This window comes from Luteimicrobium subarcticum, assembly GCF_002798015.1.
Taxonomy (GTDB): domain Bacteria; phylum Actinomycetota; class Actinomycetes; order Actinomycetales; family Cellulomonadaceae; genus Luteimicrobium; species Luteimicrobium subarcticum.
Map to the genome: position 1 here is coordinate 172,714 of NZ_PGTZ01000010.1, position 15,938 is coordinate 188,651.

Below are 15,938 nucleotides of genomic sequence, written 5' to 3' on the forward strand. Positions count from 1 at the left end.
ACAGCATTTGTGGTGTAGACAATGACCACCCCTGTGTTCGCACGACCTGATGGAGTGTCATGGACGACACCAGCACCCCGGCCCCACCCGGACCGCGACGGCAGCGCCGACCGCGCGACACGGCCCAGGTCTGGGCGACCGGGCTCGACGGCATCGCCTACGGCGGCGACTACAACCCCGAGCAGTGGCCCGAGGAGACCTGGGCCGAGGACGTCCGTCTCATGCGCGAGGCCGGCGTCACGTTCGCGACCGTCGGGGTGTTCTCCTGGGTCCTCATGGAGCCCCGCGAGGGCGAGCTCCACCTCGACTGGCTCGACCGCGTCATCGACGGCCTGCACGCCGCCGGCATCCGCGTCGTGCTCTCGACCCCGACGGCCGGACCGCCCGCCTGGCTCTACGCCAAGTACCCCGACGCCCGCGTCGTCACGCGCGACGGCGTCGCGCTCGGCCCCGGCTCGCGCGGCGCGATGTCGCCGAGCGCCCCCGCCTACCGCGAGGCGTGCCGGCGCATCGCCGACGCCCTCGCCGCCCGGTACGGCTCCCACCCCGCCCTCGCGCTGTGGCACGTCCACAACGAGTACGGCGTCCCCGTCTCCGAGGACTTCTCGGTCCACGCCCGCCACGCGTTCCGCGACTGGCTCCAGGAGCGGTACGACACCGTCGACGAGCTCAACCGCCGCTGGGGCACCCTGTTCTGGGGCCAGCGCTACGGCGCGTGGGACGAGGTCGAACCGCCCGGCCCCGCCGCCAGCGTCGTCAACGCGGCGCACCAGCTCGACTGGGCACGCTTCACCGACCACCAGCTCCGCGCGTGCTTCCGCATCGAGCGCGACGCCATCCGGCAGCACTCGGACGTGCCCGTCACCACCAACTTCCAGGGCTTCAACGGGCGTCCGACCGACCTGTGGGCCTGGGCGGACGAGGTCGACATCGTGTCGAACGACCACTACCTCGACGCCGCCGACCCGCGGAACCACGTCACGCTCGCGCAGGCCGCCGACCTCGTGCGGTCCGTCGCCGCCGGCCGCCCGTGGTTCCTCATGGAGCACTCCACGTCGGCCGTGAACTGGCAGCCGCGCAACGTCGCGAAGCTGCCCGGCGAGATGCGGCGCAACTCGCTCCAGCACGTCGCCCGCGGCTCCGACGCCGTCGGGTTCTTCCAGTGGCGCGCGTCGCGCGTCGGCGTGGAGAAGTTCCACTCGACGATGCTCCCCCACGGCGGGACCGGCACCCGCGTGTGGCGCGAGGTCGTCGAGCTGGGCGCCGACCTGCGCCGCCTCGCCGACGTCCACGGGTCCGTCGTCCGGCCGCGCGTCGCGATCCTGTGGGACTGGGAGTCGTCCTGGGCGCAGGGACTCGAGTGGCGACCCAGCGTCGACCTCGACGCCGACGAGCGGCGCGACGCCTACTACCGGGCCCTGTTCGACGAGGACGTGACCGTCGACTTCGCGCACCCCGGCGCCGACCTGTCCGCGTACGACCTCGTGGTCGCGCCCGCCCTGTACCTGCTGCGCGCCGACCACGCCGCACGCCTCACCCGGTGGGTCGAGGACGGCGGCACGCTCGTCGTCTCCTACTTCTCCGCGATCGTCGACGAGGACGACGCCCTCCACCCCGGCGGGTTCGGCACCCCGCTGCGCGAGGCGCTCGGGGTCGTCGTCGAGGAGTTCACCCCGCTGCGCGCGGGCGAACGCGTGCACCTGTCGGCCGGAGGCTCTGCCGACGACGCCCTCGGCGACATGCTCGACGGGACGGCGGTCGACGTCTGGGCCGAGGACCTGCGGCTCGAGGGCGCGCGGGCCGTGGCGACCTTCCGGGACGGCCCCGTCCCCGGTGGCCCCGCCGTCACCCGGCACGCGCACGGCGCCGGGCACGGCTGGTACGTCGCCGCCCGGCTCGACGGCGTCGCGCTGCGGTCGGTGCTGCGGGCCGCGGCGCACGACGCGGGCGTCGCCACCCGCCGGATCGGCGACGACGTCGAGCTCGTGGTCCGGCACGGGACGACCGACGACTTCCTGTTCGTCGTCAACCACGGCGCGGCGGCGGCCACGCTCGAGCTGACCGGCCACGACCTCCTCACCGGCATGGACGTCGACGGCCGGCTCGTCGTCCCGGCGGGCGACGTCGCCGTGGTCCGCTCGGAGCGGCGGCCGTGATGACGACCGATCCCGCCGTGGAGCCGTCTGCGCGGCGCGACGCCATCCTCGACGAGATCGCCCGCCGCGGGTCCGTGCGCGTCGGTGAGCTCGCCGGGCGGCTGCGCGTCTCGCCGCTCACCGTCCGGCGCGACATCGGCGCGCTCGCCGCGGCCGGACGGGTCCGCAAGGTCCACGGCGGGGCGGTGCAGGTCGAGGGGTCGTGGCCTCGCGCCCGTCCCTCCGAGGCACCGGGCACCGACGCGCCGGACGAGCGGCCCGGGGAGACCGTCGTCACCGCCGCCGTCGCGCGCGCGGTCGTCGACCTGCTCGCGCCCGGCGACGCGGTCGTCCTCGTCGGCGCGGGCGTCACGGAGCAGGTCGCGCACGCGCTCGCCGAGCGTCGGGCCCCGCGCCCGCTCACGGTCGTCCCGACGTCGCTCCGGGCCGCGCTCCTCCTCGCGGGCGAGCGCGACCGCGGCCTCGTCACGCTGCTCCCCGGGGGCGAGCAGTCGCCCCGCGGCATGCTCGTCGGACCGGTCGCCGAGGAGACTCTCGCCTCGCTGCACGTCGACCTGGCGGTCGTCGAGCTCGCCGGCCTCGGGCCGGACGGACGGCTCACCGTCGGCGCGTTCGACGAGGTCGCCGTGTGCCGGACCGCGCAGCGCGCCGCGGCACGGACCGTCGCGGTGGTCCCCGCCGACCGGATCGACCGTCCCGGGCTCGCCCGGTGGGGCGGGCTCGCCGACCTCGACGTGCTCGTGACGGACGCGCCGCCGTCGTCGGAGGTCGTCGCCCGGCTCGCCGCGGCGGATGTCCGGCTCGTCGTGGCCGGGGAGCCGGACACCGACTGATGCGTCGGCACCACAGGGAAAGAGGTGGCCGACCGCCGGTGGCGGTCGGACCCTGGAGGGATGGACCCGTTCGAGCTCCTGACCCTCCGCACCGCCGACGCCGACCGCGGCGCGGACGACTGGGCGCTGCGCGGCGTGGAAGCCGTCGAGGCGGCATGGTGGCACGACCTCACGGGCACGACGGACGAGCTCCGGACCGCACGGTGGCGCCAGGTCGTCCTCGGGACGACCGGACCGCACCACTCCGTCGCCGTCCTCGCCGTGGCACCGCACGCGAGCACCCCCGAGGACGTGCTCGGGTTCGCGTGGGTCCGCCTGTTCGACGCGTCCAACACGGACGCCGCCGAGGTCGACCTCGTCGTCCACCCGGACCACCGGCGACGGGGTGTCGGAGCCGCGCTGTGGGACGCCGCGCTGGACGTCGTCCGCGGCGAGGGCCGGCACGTCGTGCAGGCGTGGAGCGTGCACCGTCCGCCGTCGTCGGACACGCCGGCCGGGACGGCGACGGTGACCCCCGCCTCCGGGGCGGGCGAGCTCGCCGCCGACGACCCCGAGGTGCGGTTCGCCGCCGCCCGCGGCGCCACGCTCGCGCAGGTCGAGCGACGGTCGACCCTCGAGGTGCCGTCGGCCGGGCTGCTCGACGGGCTCGACGCGGCGGCGCGGCCGCACGCCGACGGGTACGTGCTGCACGGCTGGCGCGGGCCGGACGTCCCGGAGTCCCGGCTCCACGACGTCGGCGCGCTCGAGACCCGCATGTCCACGGACGCACCGCAGGGCGGGCTCACGATCGAGCAGGACGTCTGGGACGCCGACCGCGTGCGCGCGTGGATCGACCGGCTCGCCCGGTCGGGCGAGGACGTCCTGCTGGCGGCGGCCGAGCACGTCGCCTCGGGACGACTCGTCGCCTACACGGTCCTGGTCGTCGCGCAGGACGGGTCCGTGCGGTGGGCGACCCAGGACGCGACGATCGTGGACCCGGACCACCGCGGCCACCGTCTCGGGATGCTCGTGAAGGTCGCGAACCTGCGGGCGCTGCGCGCCGACCGTCCGGCCGTGGAGCGCGTCGTGACCTGGAACGCCGACGAGAACGAGCACATGCTCGCGATCAACGTCGCCCTGGGGTTCCGCGTGACGGCCCTCGGGGGTGGTTGGGAGCTGCGTCTCGCATGAGGCGCGCCCGCTGGGCCGAGCGACGTCCTTGTCGCTCGACGGACCCGGGGCCCTGGCCCGACAACTGTGCACGATCACAGTTTGATGACTGAGTCAGCGCTATCTTGCGGCTGGAATCATTGCTAGGTCTGTCACGCACAACTGTGAACGTGTACAGTCGCCTCCAGCCCGACGAGGACGTCGGCCCTCCGTGGCCCGCCCGCCCGGCGCGTTCGAACGACGACGATCGACGTGACGAAAGGTCCCCCATGCAGCTCTCGTACCGACCGAGGCGCCGCCGCCTCGTCGCGACGGCCACGCTCACCGCGATCGGCCTCCTCGCCCCCGCGTCCGCCGCCTGGGCCGGCCCGCACGGCTCCGGCAGCACGGGGAGCACCCACGGCACAGGCAGCACGGGCCCGGTGCGCGCCGGGGTCACCGTCCGGCAGGTCACCGGCCTCCCCGCCGACTTCTCGACGGGCGTCGACGTGTCGACGGTCCTGTCCGAGGAGGAGAGCGGCGTCGTCTTCCACGACGCCCGCGGCAAGAGGGCCGACCTGTTCACCGTGCTCAAGGAGTCGGGCGTCAACGACGTCCGCATCCGGATCTGGAACGACCCGAGCGACGGGTCCGGCCACGGCTACGGCGCCGGGAACGTCGACGTCGCCCGGGCGAAGGAGATCGGCGAGCGCGCGACCGCCGCCGGCATGAAGGTGCTGCTCGACTTCCACTACTCCGACTTCTGGGCCGACCCCAGCAAGCAGCAGGCGCCCAAGGCCTGGGCCGGGTACACCGTCGACCAGACCGTCGCCGCGGTGACGTCCTTCACCACCACGACGCTCCAGGACTTCAAGGCCGCCGGCGTGGACGTCGGCATGGTCCAGGTCGGGAACGAGACGAACAACGGCGTCGCGGGTGTCACCGGCATGGCGGACATGTCGCGCGTGTTCTCCGCGGGCAGCGCCGCGGTGCGGGCCGTCCTCCCGGACGCGCTGGTGGCCGTCCACTTCACCGACCCGGAGAACGGGTACGCGACCATCGCCGCCCAGCTCGACGAGTACGGCGTCGACTACGACGTCTTCGCGAGCTCGTACTACCCGTACTGGCACGGCTCGCTCGCGAACCTCACCGCGCAGCTCAAGGCCGTCGCGGACACCTACGGAAAGAAGGTCATGGTCGCCGAGACGTCCTGGGCGTACACGCTCGCCGACGGTGACGGCGAGCCGAACACCATCGCGTCCGCGAGCGTCGCGACGCAGTACCCCGTGAGCGTCCAGGGGCAGGCGACCGAGGTGCACGACGTCGTCCAGGCCGTGCACGACGTCGGCGCCGCCGGCATCGGCGTCTTCTACTGGGAGCCCGCGTGGATCCCCGTGGGCCCGGCCAGCACCCTCGCCGCCAACCAGCAGAAGTGGACAGCCTTCGGGTCGGGCTGGGCGACCGCGGCCGCGAGCGCCTACGACAAGGACGCGGCCGGCGTCGCCGCGGGCACCGACCCGGGCGGCTCGGGCTGGGACAACCAGGCGATGTTCGACGCGTCGGGGTACCCGCTCGCGTCTCTCAAGGTGTTCTCGTACGTGCGCACGGGCTCCGTCGCGCCCCTGGCCGTCTACTCCGTCGCGCCGGTCGACCTCGCGCTCGCGGTCGGCGACCCCGTGCAGCTGCCCAGGACCCTCGCCGTGACGTACAACGACGGCCGTGCGGTCCGCGAGCGGGTCTCCTGGGCGGACGTCCTCGACGACGTCTCCGGCGCGGGGACCTACAGCATCCCGGGGACCGTGACGACGCACACCGCACGCGGGACCGTCCCCTTGTCCGTGACGGCGACCGTGACGGTCCGGGCGGTGGACCACGTGGTCGACGGCAGCTTCGAGTCGGGGTCCTCGGCCTGGACCGTCACGGGCACGGGCGCCTCGATCAAGGCCACCGGCGACGCGTCCGACGGCACGACCGCCCTCGCGTTCTGGCTCGACACCCCGTTCTCGTTCACCGGCAGCCAGACGATCAGCGGGCTCGCGCCCGGCGCGTACACCCTGACGTCGACCGGCCAGGGCGGCGCGCTCGGCACCGGAGACACCGTCGACCTGTTCGCGACGACGTCCGCGGGCACCGTCACCGCGCCCTACGGCCTGACGGCCTGGTCGGAGCTCCACACCCCGACGCTGCAGGTCACGGTCCCTGCCGACGGCACGGTCACGATCGGCGCCCGCGGGACCCTGTCGTCGGGGGCGTGGGGCGCGCTCGACGACTTCCGGCTCGTCGCGACGACGACGCCCGTCGACACGAGCGCGCTCCGGGCGCTCGTGGCGCGCGCCGCGGCCGTCGACCGGTCCCGGTACACGGCCCGCTCGCTCGCCACGCTCGACGCCGCGGTGACGGGCGCCGACGTGACCCTCGGCGCGACCGCACCCGCGCCCGCCGTGCTGTCCCGGGTGACCCGTGCCCTCCGGACGGCGCTGGACGGCCTCACGAAGGTCGCACCCGTCCACCGCGGACCGGGCGCGAGCCACCAGCGGTAGGCGGCGGGGACCGGTCGGGGGCAGGCAGGGGCTGGGCGCGCTACGCGACGAGCTCGCGCAGCGCGCCCAGCAGGGCCTCGGGGGTCTCGATCTGCGGCACGTGCCCCGTGCGCTCGAGCAGGACGAACCGGGCGCCCGGGATGGCAGCGGCGAAGGCGCGTCCGTAGTCCGGGTCCGCGATCCGGTCGGCCTCGCCCCAGACCACGAGCGCGGGGACGTCGACCGAGGACAGCCGTGCGAGCAGCCCGGGGTCGGTCATGCCGCCGCCGTAGACGGCGAGCGCGGCGCGGTTGCCGAGCAGGACGTCCCGTGCCGCGGGCGGGAGCGTCGACGGGTCCGGGATCACGGCCTTCGACGGGTCGTGGTAGCTGTGCGCGGCGACCTCGGCCGGGGTGAGGGCGAAGAAGTCGGCGACGGGGTGCCCCGGGACGTCGATGCCGACGGCGTCGACGACCGCGATCCGTCCGACGCGGGGCGAGCGGCGCAGTGCCAGCTCGGCGGCGACCCAGCCGCCGACCGAGTTGCCGATCACCGTCACATCGTCGAGGTCGAGGGCGTCGAGCAGGCCGGCGTACAGCTCGGCGAGCCCGTGGACCGTGGACAGCGCCGCGGGGCGGGGGGTGCCGTCGAAGCCAGGGTGGACAGGGGTGATGACGTGGGTTCCGGTGCGTGTGGCGAGCAGGTCGGCGAACGCGGAGACGGATGCCGGGCCGGCTCCGCCGTGCAGGAGCAGCGTCGCGCGCCCGCTGCCGCGCTCGGCGATCGTGATCGGAACCGGTCCGGCGGAGGTCGTCACGGTGAGAGTGGAGTCGGCGCTCGGCATGCCATGACCCTATCTCAACATGCTGATATAAACATCTTGACCTGAGGGTCTTAGGATGGCGGGATGGCTCTGACCACCCAGCAGCTCGGGCAGGCGGTGAAGCGTCTGCAGACCAAGCATCACCGCGCCGGCAACGAGGCGCTCCGACCCCTGGACATCTCGATCGTGCAGTGGGACGCGCTGCGCCACCTCCACGCGCACCCCGGCGCGTCCCTGCACGACCTCGCCGTGCTGACCTTCCAGACCGACCAGGCGTTCGGCACGCTCGCGCACCGGATGGAGGCGCGCGGGCTCATCCGTCGCACGATCGGGTCAGGCCGGGCGATCCGCCCCGAGCTCACCCCCGAGGGCGAGCGCGTGCTCGCCGCCGGCACCCAGGTGATGGACGGCGTGCTGCGGGCATCCTTCGAGCGCCTCACCCCGAGCGAACGGGCCGCCTTCGGCGACATGCTCAGCCGCCTGGTCGACGACGCACCCGGCGCGGCGCTCTGATCCTCGGCGCCGCCGGAAGCGTCAACCGCCGGCTCAGTCGCCCGGCCACTCCCCCGTCCAGCGCTGGAACACCCGCGCGCCCGCGCGGTCGATGCTCGCCTTGACGACGGCGTAGATCGCGCCCTGCAGGGCGGCCCCGATGAGGATCTCGCGCAGCCGGTACTCGGACTGGAGGGCGGTCGGCGGGTCCTGGCGGTCGCCGGGCGTCGCCTTCTTGTACACGGCACGGAACACGCGCGCCGCGACGAGACCGCCCACGACGGACGACGCGATCCCGAACGGCTTGTAGAGGATCTTCGCGGCGCGGCGGGCGTCCGGCGAGGACTGCGGGATCTCCTGCACGTCGTCGGCGTCCGCCCGCGTCTCGGTGTCCTGGGTCTCGCTGCTCATGGACCGAAACTAGCCCCGGCCATCGGCCGCCGCGCGGGCTGGGAGGCCCGGGGCACGCTCCGGGTCGGGCACCACGGTGCAGAGGTCGCGGTCGAGCGTCACGCGGACGTCCGCGCCGAGCGTCGCGGCACCCGCCGGGTCGACCGCGACGACCCGCTGGAGCCCGGCCGGCCCGTCGAGGTCGACCGTCGCGCGCGCGGTCCCGCCCCGGAACACCACCTCGGCGACCGTCCCCGGCCACACCCCGTCAGGCGTCGGACGCGCGCCCGGCGCCACGACCCGCAGGCCGTCCGGGCCGACCGCGAGGAGCCCGTCGTCGGCCGGCCAGAACGCCTGGTACCCGAGGAAGGACGCGACCTCCCGGCTGCCCGGCTCGCGCCACAGCGCCTCCGGGGTCGCGACGCGCAGCAGACGTCCGCCGCCCATGACGGCGACCCGGTCGGCGACGGTGAACGCCTCGTCCTGGTCGTGCGTCACGAAGACGGCCGTGGTGCCCGTCGCGTGCAGGACGGCGCGGACGTCCGCGGCGAGCCGCTCGCGCAGCCCGCGGTCGAGCGCGGACAGCGGCTCGTCGAGCAGCAGCAGGCGGGGGCGCGGCGCGAGCGCCCGGGCGAGGGCGACACGCTGCCGCTCGCCGCCCGACAGGGTCGCGACCGCCCGGTCGCCGTACCCGGCGAGGCCGACGAGCTCGAGCAGCTCGGCCACCCGGCCGTCGCGCTCCGCGCGCGACACGCGGCCGCCACCCGCGGGTCCGTCACCGCCCGACCCGCCGCGCGACCGCAGCCCGTACGCCACGTTCCCCGCGACGGTCCGGTGCGGGAAGAGCTGGCCGTCCTGGAACATCAGGCCGAACCCGCGGCGGTGGACCGGGACGCCGTCCAGGTCGTCGCCGCCCCAGGCCACCCGTCCCGACGCGACCGGCTCGAGCCCCGCGACCGCACGCAGCAGGCTCGACTTGCCGCAGCCCGACGGGCCGAGCAGCGCGAGCGTCTCGCCGCGGGCGACGTCGAGGGTCACGCCGTCGACGGCCTGCACCGCCTGCCGGGACCCGGTGTCGTACCGGACGACGAGGTCCTGCACCTCGAGGGCGCCCGCGCCCGGGGTCGCGCGGGGGGTCGTCGGGCTCACAGCTCGCCTCCTTGCCGCTCGCCGCGGAGCTGCTCGGCGAGCAGCATCACCGCCGCCGTCAGCGCGGCGAGCACGCACGACGCCGCGAGCGCCATGCCGTAGTTCCCTGCACCGGGCCGGCCGATCAGGGTGAAGATCGCGACGGGGAGGGTCGGGGCGTCCGGTCGCGCGAGGAACGACGTGGCCCCGAACTCGCCGAGGCTGGCCGCGAACGCGAACCCGATCGCCAGGCCGAGGGACCGCGCCGCGAGGGGGGCGTCGACCGTGCGCAGGACGCGTCCGGGTGCCGCGCCGAGAGTGCTCGCAGCCTCCCGCAGCCGGGGGTCGATCGCACGCAGGACGGGCAGCACCGACCGCACGACGAGCGGGATCGCGACGACGGCCTGCGCGATCGGGACGAGGGCCCCGGACGTGCGCAGGTCGATCGGGATCCCGAGGGGCCGGTCGAGCGTCACGAGGAACCCGAACCCGACGGTCACGGCGGACACGCCGAGCGGCAGCATGAAGACGGCGTCGAGGGCGCCGACCGCACGCCGGCCGAGGCGCCGGCGAGGGCGGCGCGACACCACGAGGGCGACCAGCCCGCCGACGACGACGGCGATGGCTGCGGCGACCGACGCCGTCCGCAGCGAGTTCCCGGCCGCCTCCCACACCGTGACGGAGAGCGCGCCGCGGTCGCCGACCGTGCCGAGGGCGCGGTAGCTCGCGAGCGACCAGGCACCGTCGACCCGCAGCGAGCGCACCACGAGGTTCACGAGCGGGACGAGCAGCAGCACCACGACGACGAGCGCGGTGACGAGCGCGGGCACGAGGTCGCCGCCCCACGGCGACCGGGTGCCGTCGGCTGCGCGGTGCCACAGGCGCAGGCGGCGGTCGTCGACCGGGCGGTCGGACGCGAGGCTCAGCGCCCGCTCCCGCCGGCTGCGCGCCCGCCCGGCGACGACGAGCACCGCGCTCACGACGACGAGCTGGACCACCGACAGCACCGACGCCGTCCGCAGGTCCAGGAACTGCGTGGTCTGGATCCAGATCTCCGTCTCGATCGTGCCGTACTGGATGCCACCGAGGACGAGGACGACCCCGAACGCCGTCGCGCAGAACAGGAACACGATGCTGGCGGCGCTCGCGATCGCGGGGCCGAGCGCCGGGAGCGTCACGGTCCGGAAGGCGCGCCAGGGCGACGCACCGAGGGCGCGGGCGGCCTGCTCGGCGCGCGGGTCGAGCCGCTCCCACAACCCGCCGACCGTCCGCACGACGACCGTGTAGTTGAAGAACACGAGCGCGAGGACGATCGCGGCGAACGTGCCGTCGAGGTGCAGGAACCCGAGAGGGCCGCCGTCGACGAGCAGCGACCGGAACGCGACGCCCACGACCACGGTGGGCAGCACGAACGGGACGGTCACGACGGCGCGCGCGAGGCCGCGCCCGCGCCAGCGGCACCGGAACAGCACGTACGCGCCCGGCACCCCGAGCAGCACCGAGACCGCCGTCCCGAGAGTGGCCTGCAGCAAGGTGAGCCCGACGATCCGCCACGTGCGGGCGGCGGAGAACACGTCGGCGAACCCGGACAGGTCGACGTGCCCGTCGACGACGAACCCCTTGCCGACCAGCGTCGCCACGGGCCACGCGAAGAACACGCCGAGGAACGCGAGCGGCACGACGACCGCCACCCCCCAGAGCGCGACCCGTGGAGCAGACCTCACCCGACGACCGCCCCCGTCCACTCCTGGATCCACTCCGCCCGGTGCGTCGTGATGTCGTCGGGGTCGACGACCCACGGCTTGTCGGCCAGCGGCGCGAACTTCTCCCACGCGGTGGGCAGCGTCGCGTCGGGGCTCACGGGGTACATGTACATCTGGTCGGCGATGGTGCTCTGGTACTCGGGCGAGAGCAGGAAGTCCACGACCTTCTGCGCGGCGCCCGGGTTCTTGGCGCCGGCGAGGACGCCGGCGTACTCGACCTGACGGAAGCAGGTGTCGAGGAGCGCACCCGTGGTGGTGGACGACTCGTCCTTGCTCAGCGTGTACGCGGGGGACGACGAGTACGACAGGACGACGGGCCGGGGGCCCTTGCCGTCGGCGCCCGAGAAGTCGGTGTAGTAGGCGTCCTCCCAGCCCTGGTCGACCTTGAGCCCGTTGGCCTTGAGGGACTTCCACCAGTCGAGGTAGCCGTCCTCGCCCTTCGCGGCGACGGTGGCGAGGAGGAACGCGAGACCGGGCGACGACGTGGCCGGGTTCTCGACGACCGTGAGGTCCTTGTACTCGGGCTTGAGGAGGTCGTCGAGCGTCGTCGGCTCGGCGAGCTTCTTCGTCGTGAACCAGGTGTGGTCGACGTTGAGGCACACGTCGCCGTAGTCGATGGGGGTGAGCTGGTCGGTCGCGCCGCCGTGGTGCGTACCCACGAGGTACTGCTCGGCGTCCTTCGGGAGGGCCGGGGACCGGTAGTCGGCGAGCACGCCGGCCTCCATCGCCCGGGTCGCGAACGTGTTGTCGATGCCGAACACGGCGTCGCCGAGGGGCGCGTCCTTGGTGAGGACGAGCTGGTTGGTCAGCTGCCCGGCGTCGCCCTGCTTGACGATCTTGACGGTGATGCCGCTCTTCTTCTCGAACGCGGCCAGCTGGGCCTTGTCGATGCTGAACGAGTCGTGCGTGACGAGGGTGACGGGCCCGGTGGCCGCGACGGCGCCCGTGCCGGTGGGCGACGGCGACGCGTCGCCGTCCGAGGTGCAGCCGGCGAGCGCGAGGGCCCCGGCGACGGTGAGGGCGAGTGCTGTGAGCGTCTTCGCTCTGCCGGTCGCCCGGCCGGTCATGTTCTGCAACGTGTCCTCCGCATGGTGCTGTGGAGGGGTCCGCCGTGACGGCCCCCGGGCAGCACCCGGTGGTGTCACGACGGATGAGAATCCCGACTTCCTCCACCGGTGCTAACCGGATCAGGTTCGAGGGTCTGCGGTGGTCCGCACTCTCAGCGCCCGCCGGGCCTCGTGGCTCGACGACGCTCCCCTGTCGTTCGGTCCCAGCCTACCGCCGGGTCGCGCGCGGGCGGGACGCGCGGGCTAGGTTGGTGGGGTCCCTGCCGACCGCACGACCGAGGAGCTCCCCGTGGCCGAGAAGCCCGACATCACGACGCAGGTGCTGACGACCGTCCTGTCGGCGGCGGCCGGGTGGGCGGCGCAGAAGATCGTCCGTTCGGTGTGGTCGCGCAGCGGCATGAAGGCCCCGCGCAACGCGACCGACACGGAGGTCACGGCGGCGGCGGCGATCCTGTTCGCGGCGCTCGCGGCGGCGGTGGGTGCGGCGGCTCAGCGCGCGGCGACGCAGGGCGCCGGGGTCGCGGCACGGCGCCTCAAGCGCGGCCACTAAGGTTCTCCCTGCAGGCCTGGCAGAGCAGATGAGGACGGACCGATGACGGCGACCGACGACGTGCTGTACCCCGAGATCGAGCCGTACGCGTCGGGCATGCTCGACGTGGGCGACGGTGCGCAGATCTACTGGGAGGCGTCGGGCAACCCGCTGGGCAAGCCGGCCGTGTTCCTGCACGGCGGTCCGGGTGGTGGCACGAGCGCCGTGCACCGCCGCCTGTTCGACCCGGAGAAGTACCGGATCATCCTGCTCGACCAGCGTGGTTGTGGTCGGAGCGTGCCGCACGCGAGCGAGCCGGACGCCGACCTCACGACGAACACGACGTGGTACCTGGTCGAGGACCTCGAGGTGCTGCGCGCGCACCTGCGCATCGACAAGTGGCTCGTGTTCGGCGGGTCGTGGGGTTCGACGCTCGCGCTCGCGTACGCGGAGACCTACCCGGAGCGCGTGACGGAGCTGGTGCTGCGCGGCATCTTCACGCTGCGTCGGTCCGAGCTCGACTGGTACTACGAGGGCGGCGCGGGCAACGTCTTCCCGGAGCGGTACGCCGACTTCCTGGCGCAGGTGCCCGGTGTGCCGCCGGGCGAGCGCATCGCCGCGTACCACTCGCTGCTGTTCGACGCCGACCCGGCGGTGCACGTTCCCGCGGCGGTCGCGTGGACGACGTGGGAGTCGTCGACGTCGACGCTGCTGGAGGACGAGGAGCACATCGCCGAGGCGGCGGAGCCCGCGTCGGCGACGGCGTTCGCGCGGATCGAGAACCACTACTTCGTGCACCACGGCTTCTTCCGCGAGGGTCAGCTCATCGACGACGCGGGCCGCCTCGAGGGCATCCCGGGCGTCATCGTGCAGGGCCGCTACGACGTGGTGTGCCCCGCCGTGACGGCCTGGGACCTGCACCGGGCGTGGCCGGGCTCGGAGATGCTGATCGTCCCGGACGCGGGGCACGCGTTCAAGGAGCCGGGCACGCTCCGCGCGCTGGTCGAGGCCACGGATCGCTTCGCGTCCGCCTGACGCCGCACGACCCCTGCACTCGCCGTCGACGGACGCCGAGAGGCCCTGTGGACGGCCGTCTTCCCGTTGTCCCGCCCCCCGCTAGAGTGGCGCCCGCACGTCCGGACAAATGGGGGGAAAGGCGATGCGCGCCACGCGAAGTGCACGGGCCGGCCACGGGGTGGTGGGCAGCCGGTGAGCGACCTGCAGATCGACTCCGACACGTTGAGCGCGGTGCGCGCCACCCTCGACAAGGCGCTCACCCTGGGGGCGACGGGTGGTGTGTGCTGTGTCCAGGACGGCGTCGACATCGGCATGTACCCGCCGACGGCGCTCGGCTCGGATGTCGTGTCGCCGGCCCTGGTCAAGGCCAACATGGCGTTGCGCGACGCGATCGAGGTCACCCGGACCGCGCTGACGAACGCCGGGACGTCGACGTCGACCGTCGAGGACGGGGTCGACCAGGCCGACGACGAGATCTGGCAGGGCATCGAGTGGCCGAGCTGACGGGCACCACCGACGCCGCGACCGGTCCGGGCGCGGGCGACCCCGCCGGCATCCGGGACCTGGCGGCGACGTACCGCCACTGGGCGCACCAGCTCGGTGTCGAGGCCCGCTACGCGGCGCAGGCGAAGGCGCTCCTGGACGACCAGCACGGCGACGCCGTCACGGCCCTGGCCGACCGGCTGGGGTCCGAGGTCGGGACGATCACGTCGCTCCAGGCCGACTGCGGCACCGTCGCGGACATCCTGACCGACTACGCCGACGAGGTCGAGGACATCGCCCGCACCGCGGCCCGGCTGTCCGTCGAGGCGGCCGACGCGACGGCGCGCGGGTCGCGTGCCAACGGTCTGAGCCCGTGGAACACCTTCAACTGGTCCTCCTCGTTCGTCGGCCCGTACATGGCGCGGGCGACCTGGGACCAGGCCGTCGCGGACTGGTCGGCGGCGACGTCGGGCATCCAGCGGCTGGCCGAGCGCCGCGCGACCCTCGACGACGGGACGGCGCGGAAGCTGGCGGACTACCACGCGATCGCCCTGCGGGGTGCGGCCACGGCGTCCGGTCGTCGCTCCGCGGCGGCGCCGCGCCGCACGCACCCCGTCGATCCGGTCCGCCGCACCCCGGCCCCGGTCCTGGCCCCGCCCACCCCACCGGTCGACACGGCGCCGGCGGGGGCTGCGGGCACGGCAGGCGTCCCGGAGGGCACGGCCCCGGCCGGTCCGCCGCCTGTCGTCGTCCCGGCCTCGCACACCGCGGACGACGCGCCGCCGCGGCACGACACGCCGGCCGCCGTGGCACAGCCGGCGATCGTCGGCGTGGCGACGGTCGGGGTCCCGCTGAGCGTGTGCTTCGCGGCGAACCGCGAACGCCTGCGGAGCCTGGGCCGGCGCCTCGTGGACCAGGTCCCCGCGGTCGCGGTCCCCCGGCACGCGTTCTTCCGGCGCGTGCTCGACACCCCGACGGCGTGGCGCGACGTCGACGGGCACCGGCACACGCGGCACGGTGCGGCCGTCGTGGCGTTCGATCCGGAGACGTCGACCTACGTGACCTACTTCGGCCCGCTCGACGACCACGGCGACATCCCCGCGTGGGTCCGGCACGTCGGCGTGCTCGACGCGGGGACGGCGACGACGGCCGAGCAGCTCCGGCTCGCCGACGAACGCGGTGCGGCCCTGTACGAGGAGTACGCCGGGCAGTCGCCGACCGCGCTCTTCGTCGTGTCGCACGCGCCCGTGCTGCACGACCTGGCGGGCACCACGCCGGACCCGGGAGCTCGGGACGCCGACGTGGCCGGGACGGCGGTCGTCCGGCTCCTGGACTCGATCCCCCGGCCCGCCGGGTCGACGCTGACGGTCGTCGGGCCGGCGAGCGGCTCTCCCGCCCTGCCTGCTGCGGCACGGGGCGCACTGCGCGCCGACATCCCGATCCGCTGACCCGGGCAACCAGTTACGTTCGCCCTGAGCGGAAACGGAGCCGTCTTCCGGATTCTCGGTCGAATCGCGTTGACGTACCCCTGTGCTGCTGCTGTGCTGTAACCCTCTCGCCGCCCGCCCGGCCCGACTCCGCATCCGGCCCTCGGCAGCGCGACGCACCGG

The 15,938-nt window shown here is 74.4% G+C and carries 14 protein-coding genes and 1 riboswitch; of the genes, 9 read left to right on the forward strand and 5 right to left on the reverse strand.

Features of this window, described 5'->3' with window-relative positions:
- The first annotated feature begins 59 nt into the window (after nt 1-59).
- The 4 genes from CLV34_RS12900 to CLV34_RS12915 all read left to right on the forward strand — a co-directional run bounded on the left by CLV34_RS12900 (nt 60) and on the right by CLV34_RS12915 (nt 6,657).
- On the forward strand, nt 60-2,156 hold the full coding sequence (locus tag CLV34_RS12900; RefSeq protein WP_100350710.1) for a beta-galactosidase: 2,097 nt from the start codon (nt 60-62) through the stop codon (nt 2,154-2,156).
- The gene (locus tag CLV34_RS12905) at nt 2,156-2,989 is read left to right on the forward strand and encodes a DeoR/GlpR family DNA-binding transcription regulator (RefSeq protein ID WP_100350711.1); all 834 of its coding nucleotides are present in this window, start codon (nt 2,156-2,158) and stop codon (nt 2,987-2,989) included. The genes CLV34_RS12900 and CLV34_RS12905 overlap by 1 nt, the downstream gene beginning before the upstream one ends.
- Nucleotides 2,990-3,049: 60 nt before the next feature.
- Entirely contained in the window at nt 3,050-4,159 is a 1,110-nt protein-coding gene (locus tag CLV34_RS12910; RefSeq protein ID WP_100350712.1) for a GNAT family N-acetyltransferase, read from the forward strand.
- A 248-nt stretch (nt 4,160-4,407) separates the two neighbouring features.
- Nucleotides 4,408-6,657 carry a glycosyl hydrolase 53 family protein gene (locus CLV34_RS12915; RefSeq protein ID WP_100350713.1) on the forward strand — a complete coding sequence of 750 codons (2,250 nt, stop codon included), beginning with the start codon at nt 4,408-4,410 and terminating at the stop codon, nt 6,655-6,657.
- 40 nt (nt 6,658-6,697) lie between these two features.
- On the opposite strand, the gene CLV34_RS12920 is transcribed toward CLV34_RS12915, so the two are convergent.
- Entirely contained in the window at nt 6,698-7,480 is a 783-nt protein-coding gene (locus CLV34_RS12920; RefSeq protein WP_100350714.1) for an alpha/beta fold hydrolase, read from the reverse strand.
- A gap of 63 nt (nt 7,481-7,543) precedes the next feature.
- Here CLV34_RS12920 and CLV34_RS12925 point away from each other — a divergent pair, with 63 nt between their 5' ends.
- The gene (locus CLV34_RS12925) at nt 7,544-7,972 is read left to right on the forward strand and encodes a MarR family winged helix-turn-helix transcriptional regulator (RefSeq protein ID WP_100350715.1); all 429 of its coding nucleotides are present in this window, start codon (nt 7,544-7,546) and stop codon (nt 7,970-7,972) included.
- A gap of 33 nt (nt 7,973-8,005) precedes the next feature.
- Here CLV34_RS12925 and CLV34_RS12930 read toward each other — a convergent pair whose 3' ends face one another.
- Genes CLV34_RS12930 through CLV34_RS12945 form a run of 4 tightly spaced genes read right to left on the reverse strand, consistent with a single transcriptional unit; the run spans nt 8,006 to nt 12,299 of the window.
- The gene (locus CLV34_RS12930) at nt 8,006-8,362 is read right to left on the reverse strand and encodes a DUF4235 domain-containing protein (protein WP_100350716.1); all 357 of its coding nucleotides are present in this window, start codon (nt 8,360-8,362) and stop codon (nt 8,006-8,008) included.
- A gap of 9 nt (nt 8,363-8,371) precedes the next feature.
- Nucleotides 8,372-9,490, reverse strand: a complete 1,119-nt coding sequence (locus CLV34_RS12935; protein WP_100350717.1) for an ABC transporter ATP-binding protein — start codon at nt 9,488-9,490, stop codon at nt 8,372-8,374.
- On the reverse strand, nt 9,487-11,226 hold the full coding sequence (locus CLV34_RS12940) for an ABC transporter permease (protein WP_425436240.1): 1,740 nt from the start codon (nt 11,224-11,226) through the stop codon (nt 9,487-9,489). Before CLV34_RS12940 ends, CLV34_RS12935 begins: the two co-directional genes overlap by 4 nt.
- A complete protein-coding gene (locus CLV34_RS12945) occupies nt 11,190-12,299 on the reverse strand; it encodes a thiamine ABC transporter substrate-binding protein (protein WP_100350719.1) in 1,110 nt (369 codons plus the stop codon). The genes CLV34_RS12940 and CLV34_RS12945 overlap by 37 nt, the downstream gene beginning before the upstream one ends.
- An 80-nt stretch (nt 12,300-12,379) precedes the next feature.
- Nucleotides 12,380-12,501: riboswitch (TPP riboswitch) on the reverse strand.
- An 87-nt stretch (nt 12,502-12,588) separates the two neighbouring features.
- On the opposite strand from CLV34_RS12945, the gene CLV34_RS12950 reads away from it, so the two are divergent.
- The 4 genes from CLV34_RS12950 (at nt 12,589) to CLV34_RS12965 (ending at nt 15,776) form a co-directional block, all read left to right on the forward strand.
- Nucleotides 12,589-12,849, forward strand: a complete 261-nt coding sequence (locus CLV34_RS12950; protein ID WP_100350720.1) for a DUF4235 domain-containing protein — start codon at nt 12,589-12,591, stop codon at nt 12,847-12,849.
- Nucleotides 12,850-12,891: 42 nt separating this feature from the next.
- Nucleotides 12,892-13,863, forward strand: a complete 972-nt coding sequence (gene pip / locus CLV34_RS12955) for a prolyl aminopeptidase (RefSeq protein ID WP_100350721.1) — start codon at nt 12,892-12,894, stop codon at nt 13,861-13,863.
- Nucleotides 13,864-14,037: 174 nt separating this feature from the next.
- Nucleotides 14,038-14,349, forward strand: coding sequence for a hypothetical protein (locus CLV34_RS12960; RefSeq protein ID WP_100350722.1), 312 nt, complete (start codon nt 14,038-14,040; stop codon nt 14,347-14,349).
- Nucleotides 14,337-15,776 carry a hypothetical protein gene (locus CLV34_RS12965; protein ID WP_100350723.1) on the forward strand — a complete coding sequence of 480 codons (1,440 nt, stop codon included), beginning with the start codon at nt 14,337-14,339 and terminating at the stop codon, nt 15,774-15,776. Before CLV34_RS12960 ends, CLV34_RS12965 begins: the two co-directional genes overlap by 13 nt.
- The last annotated feature ends 162 nt before the right edge of the window (nt 15,777-15,938 follow it).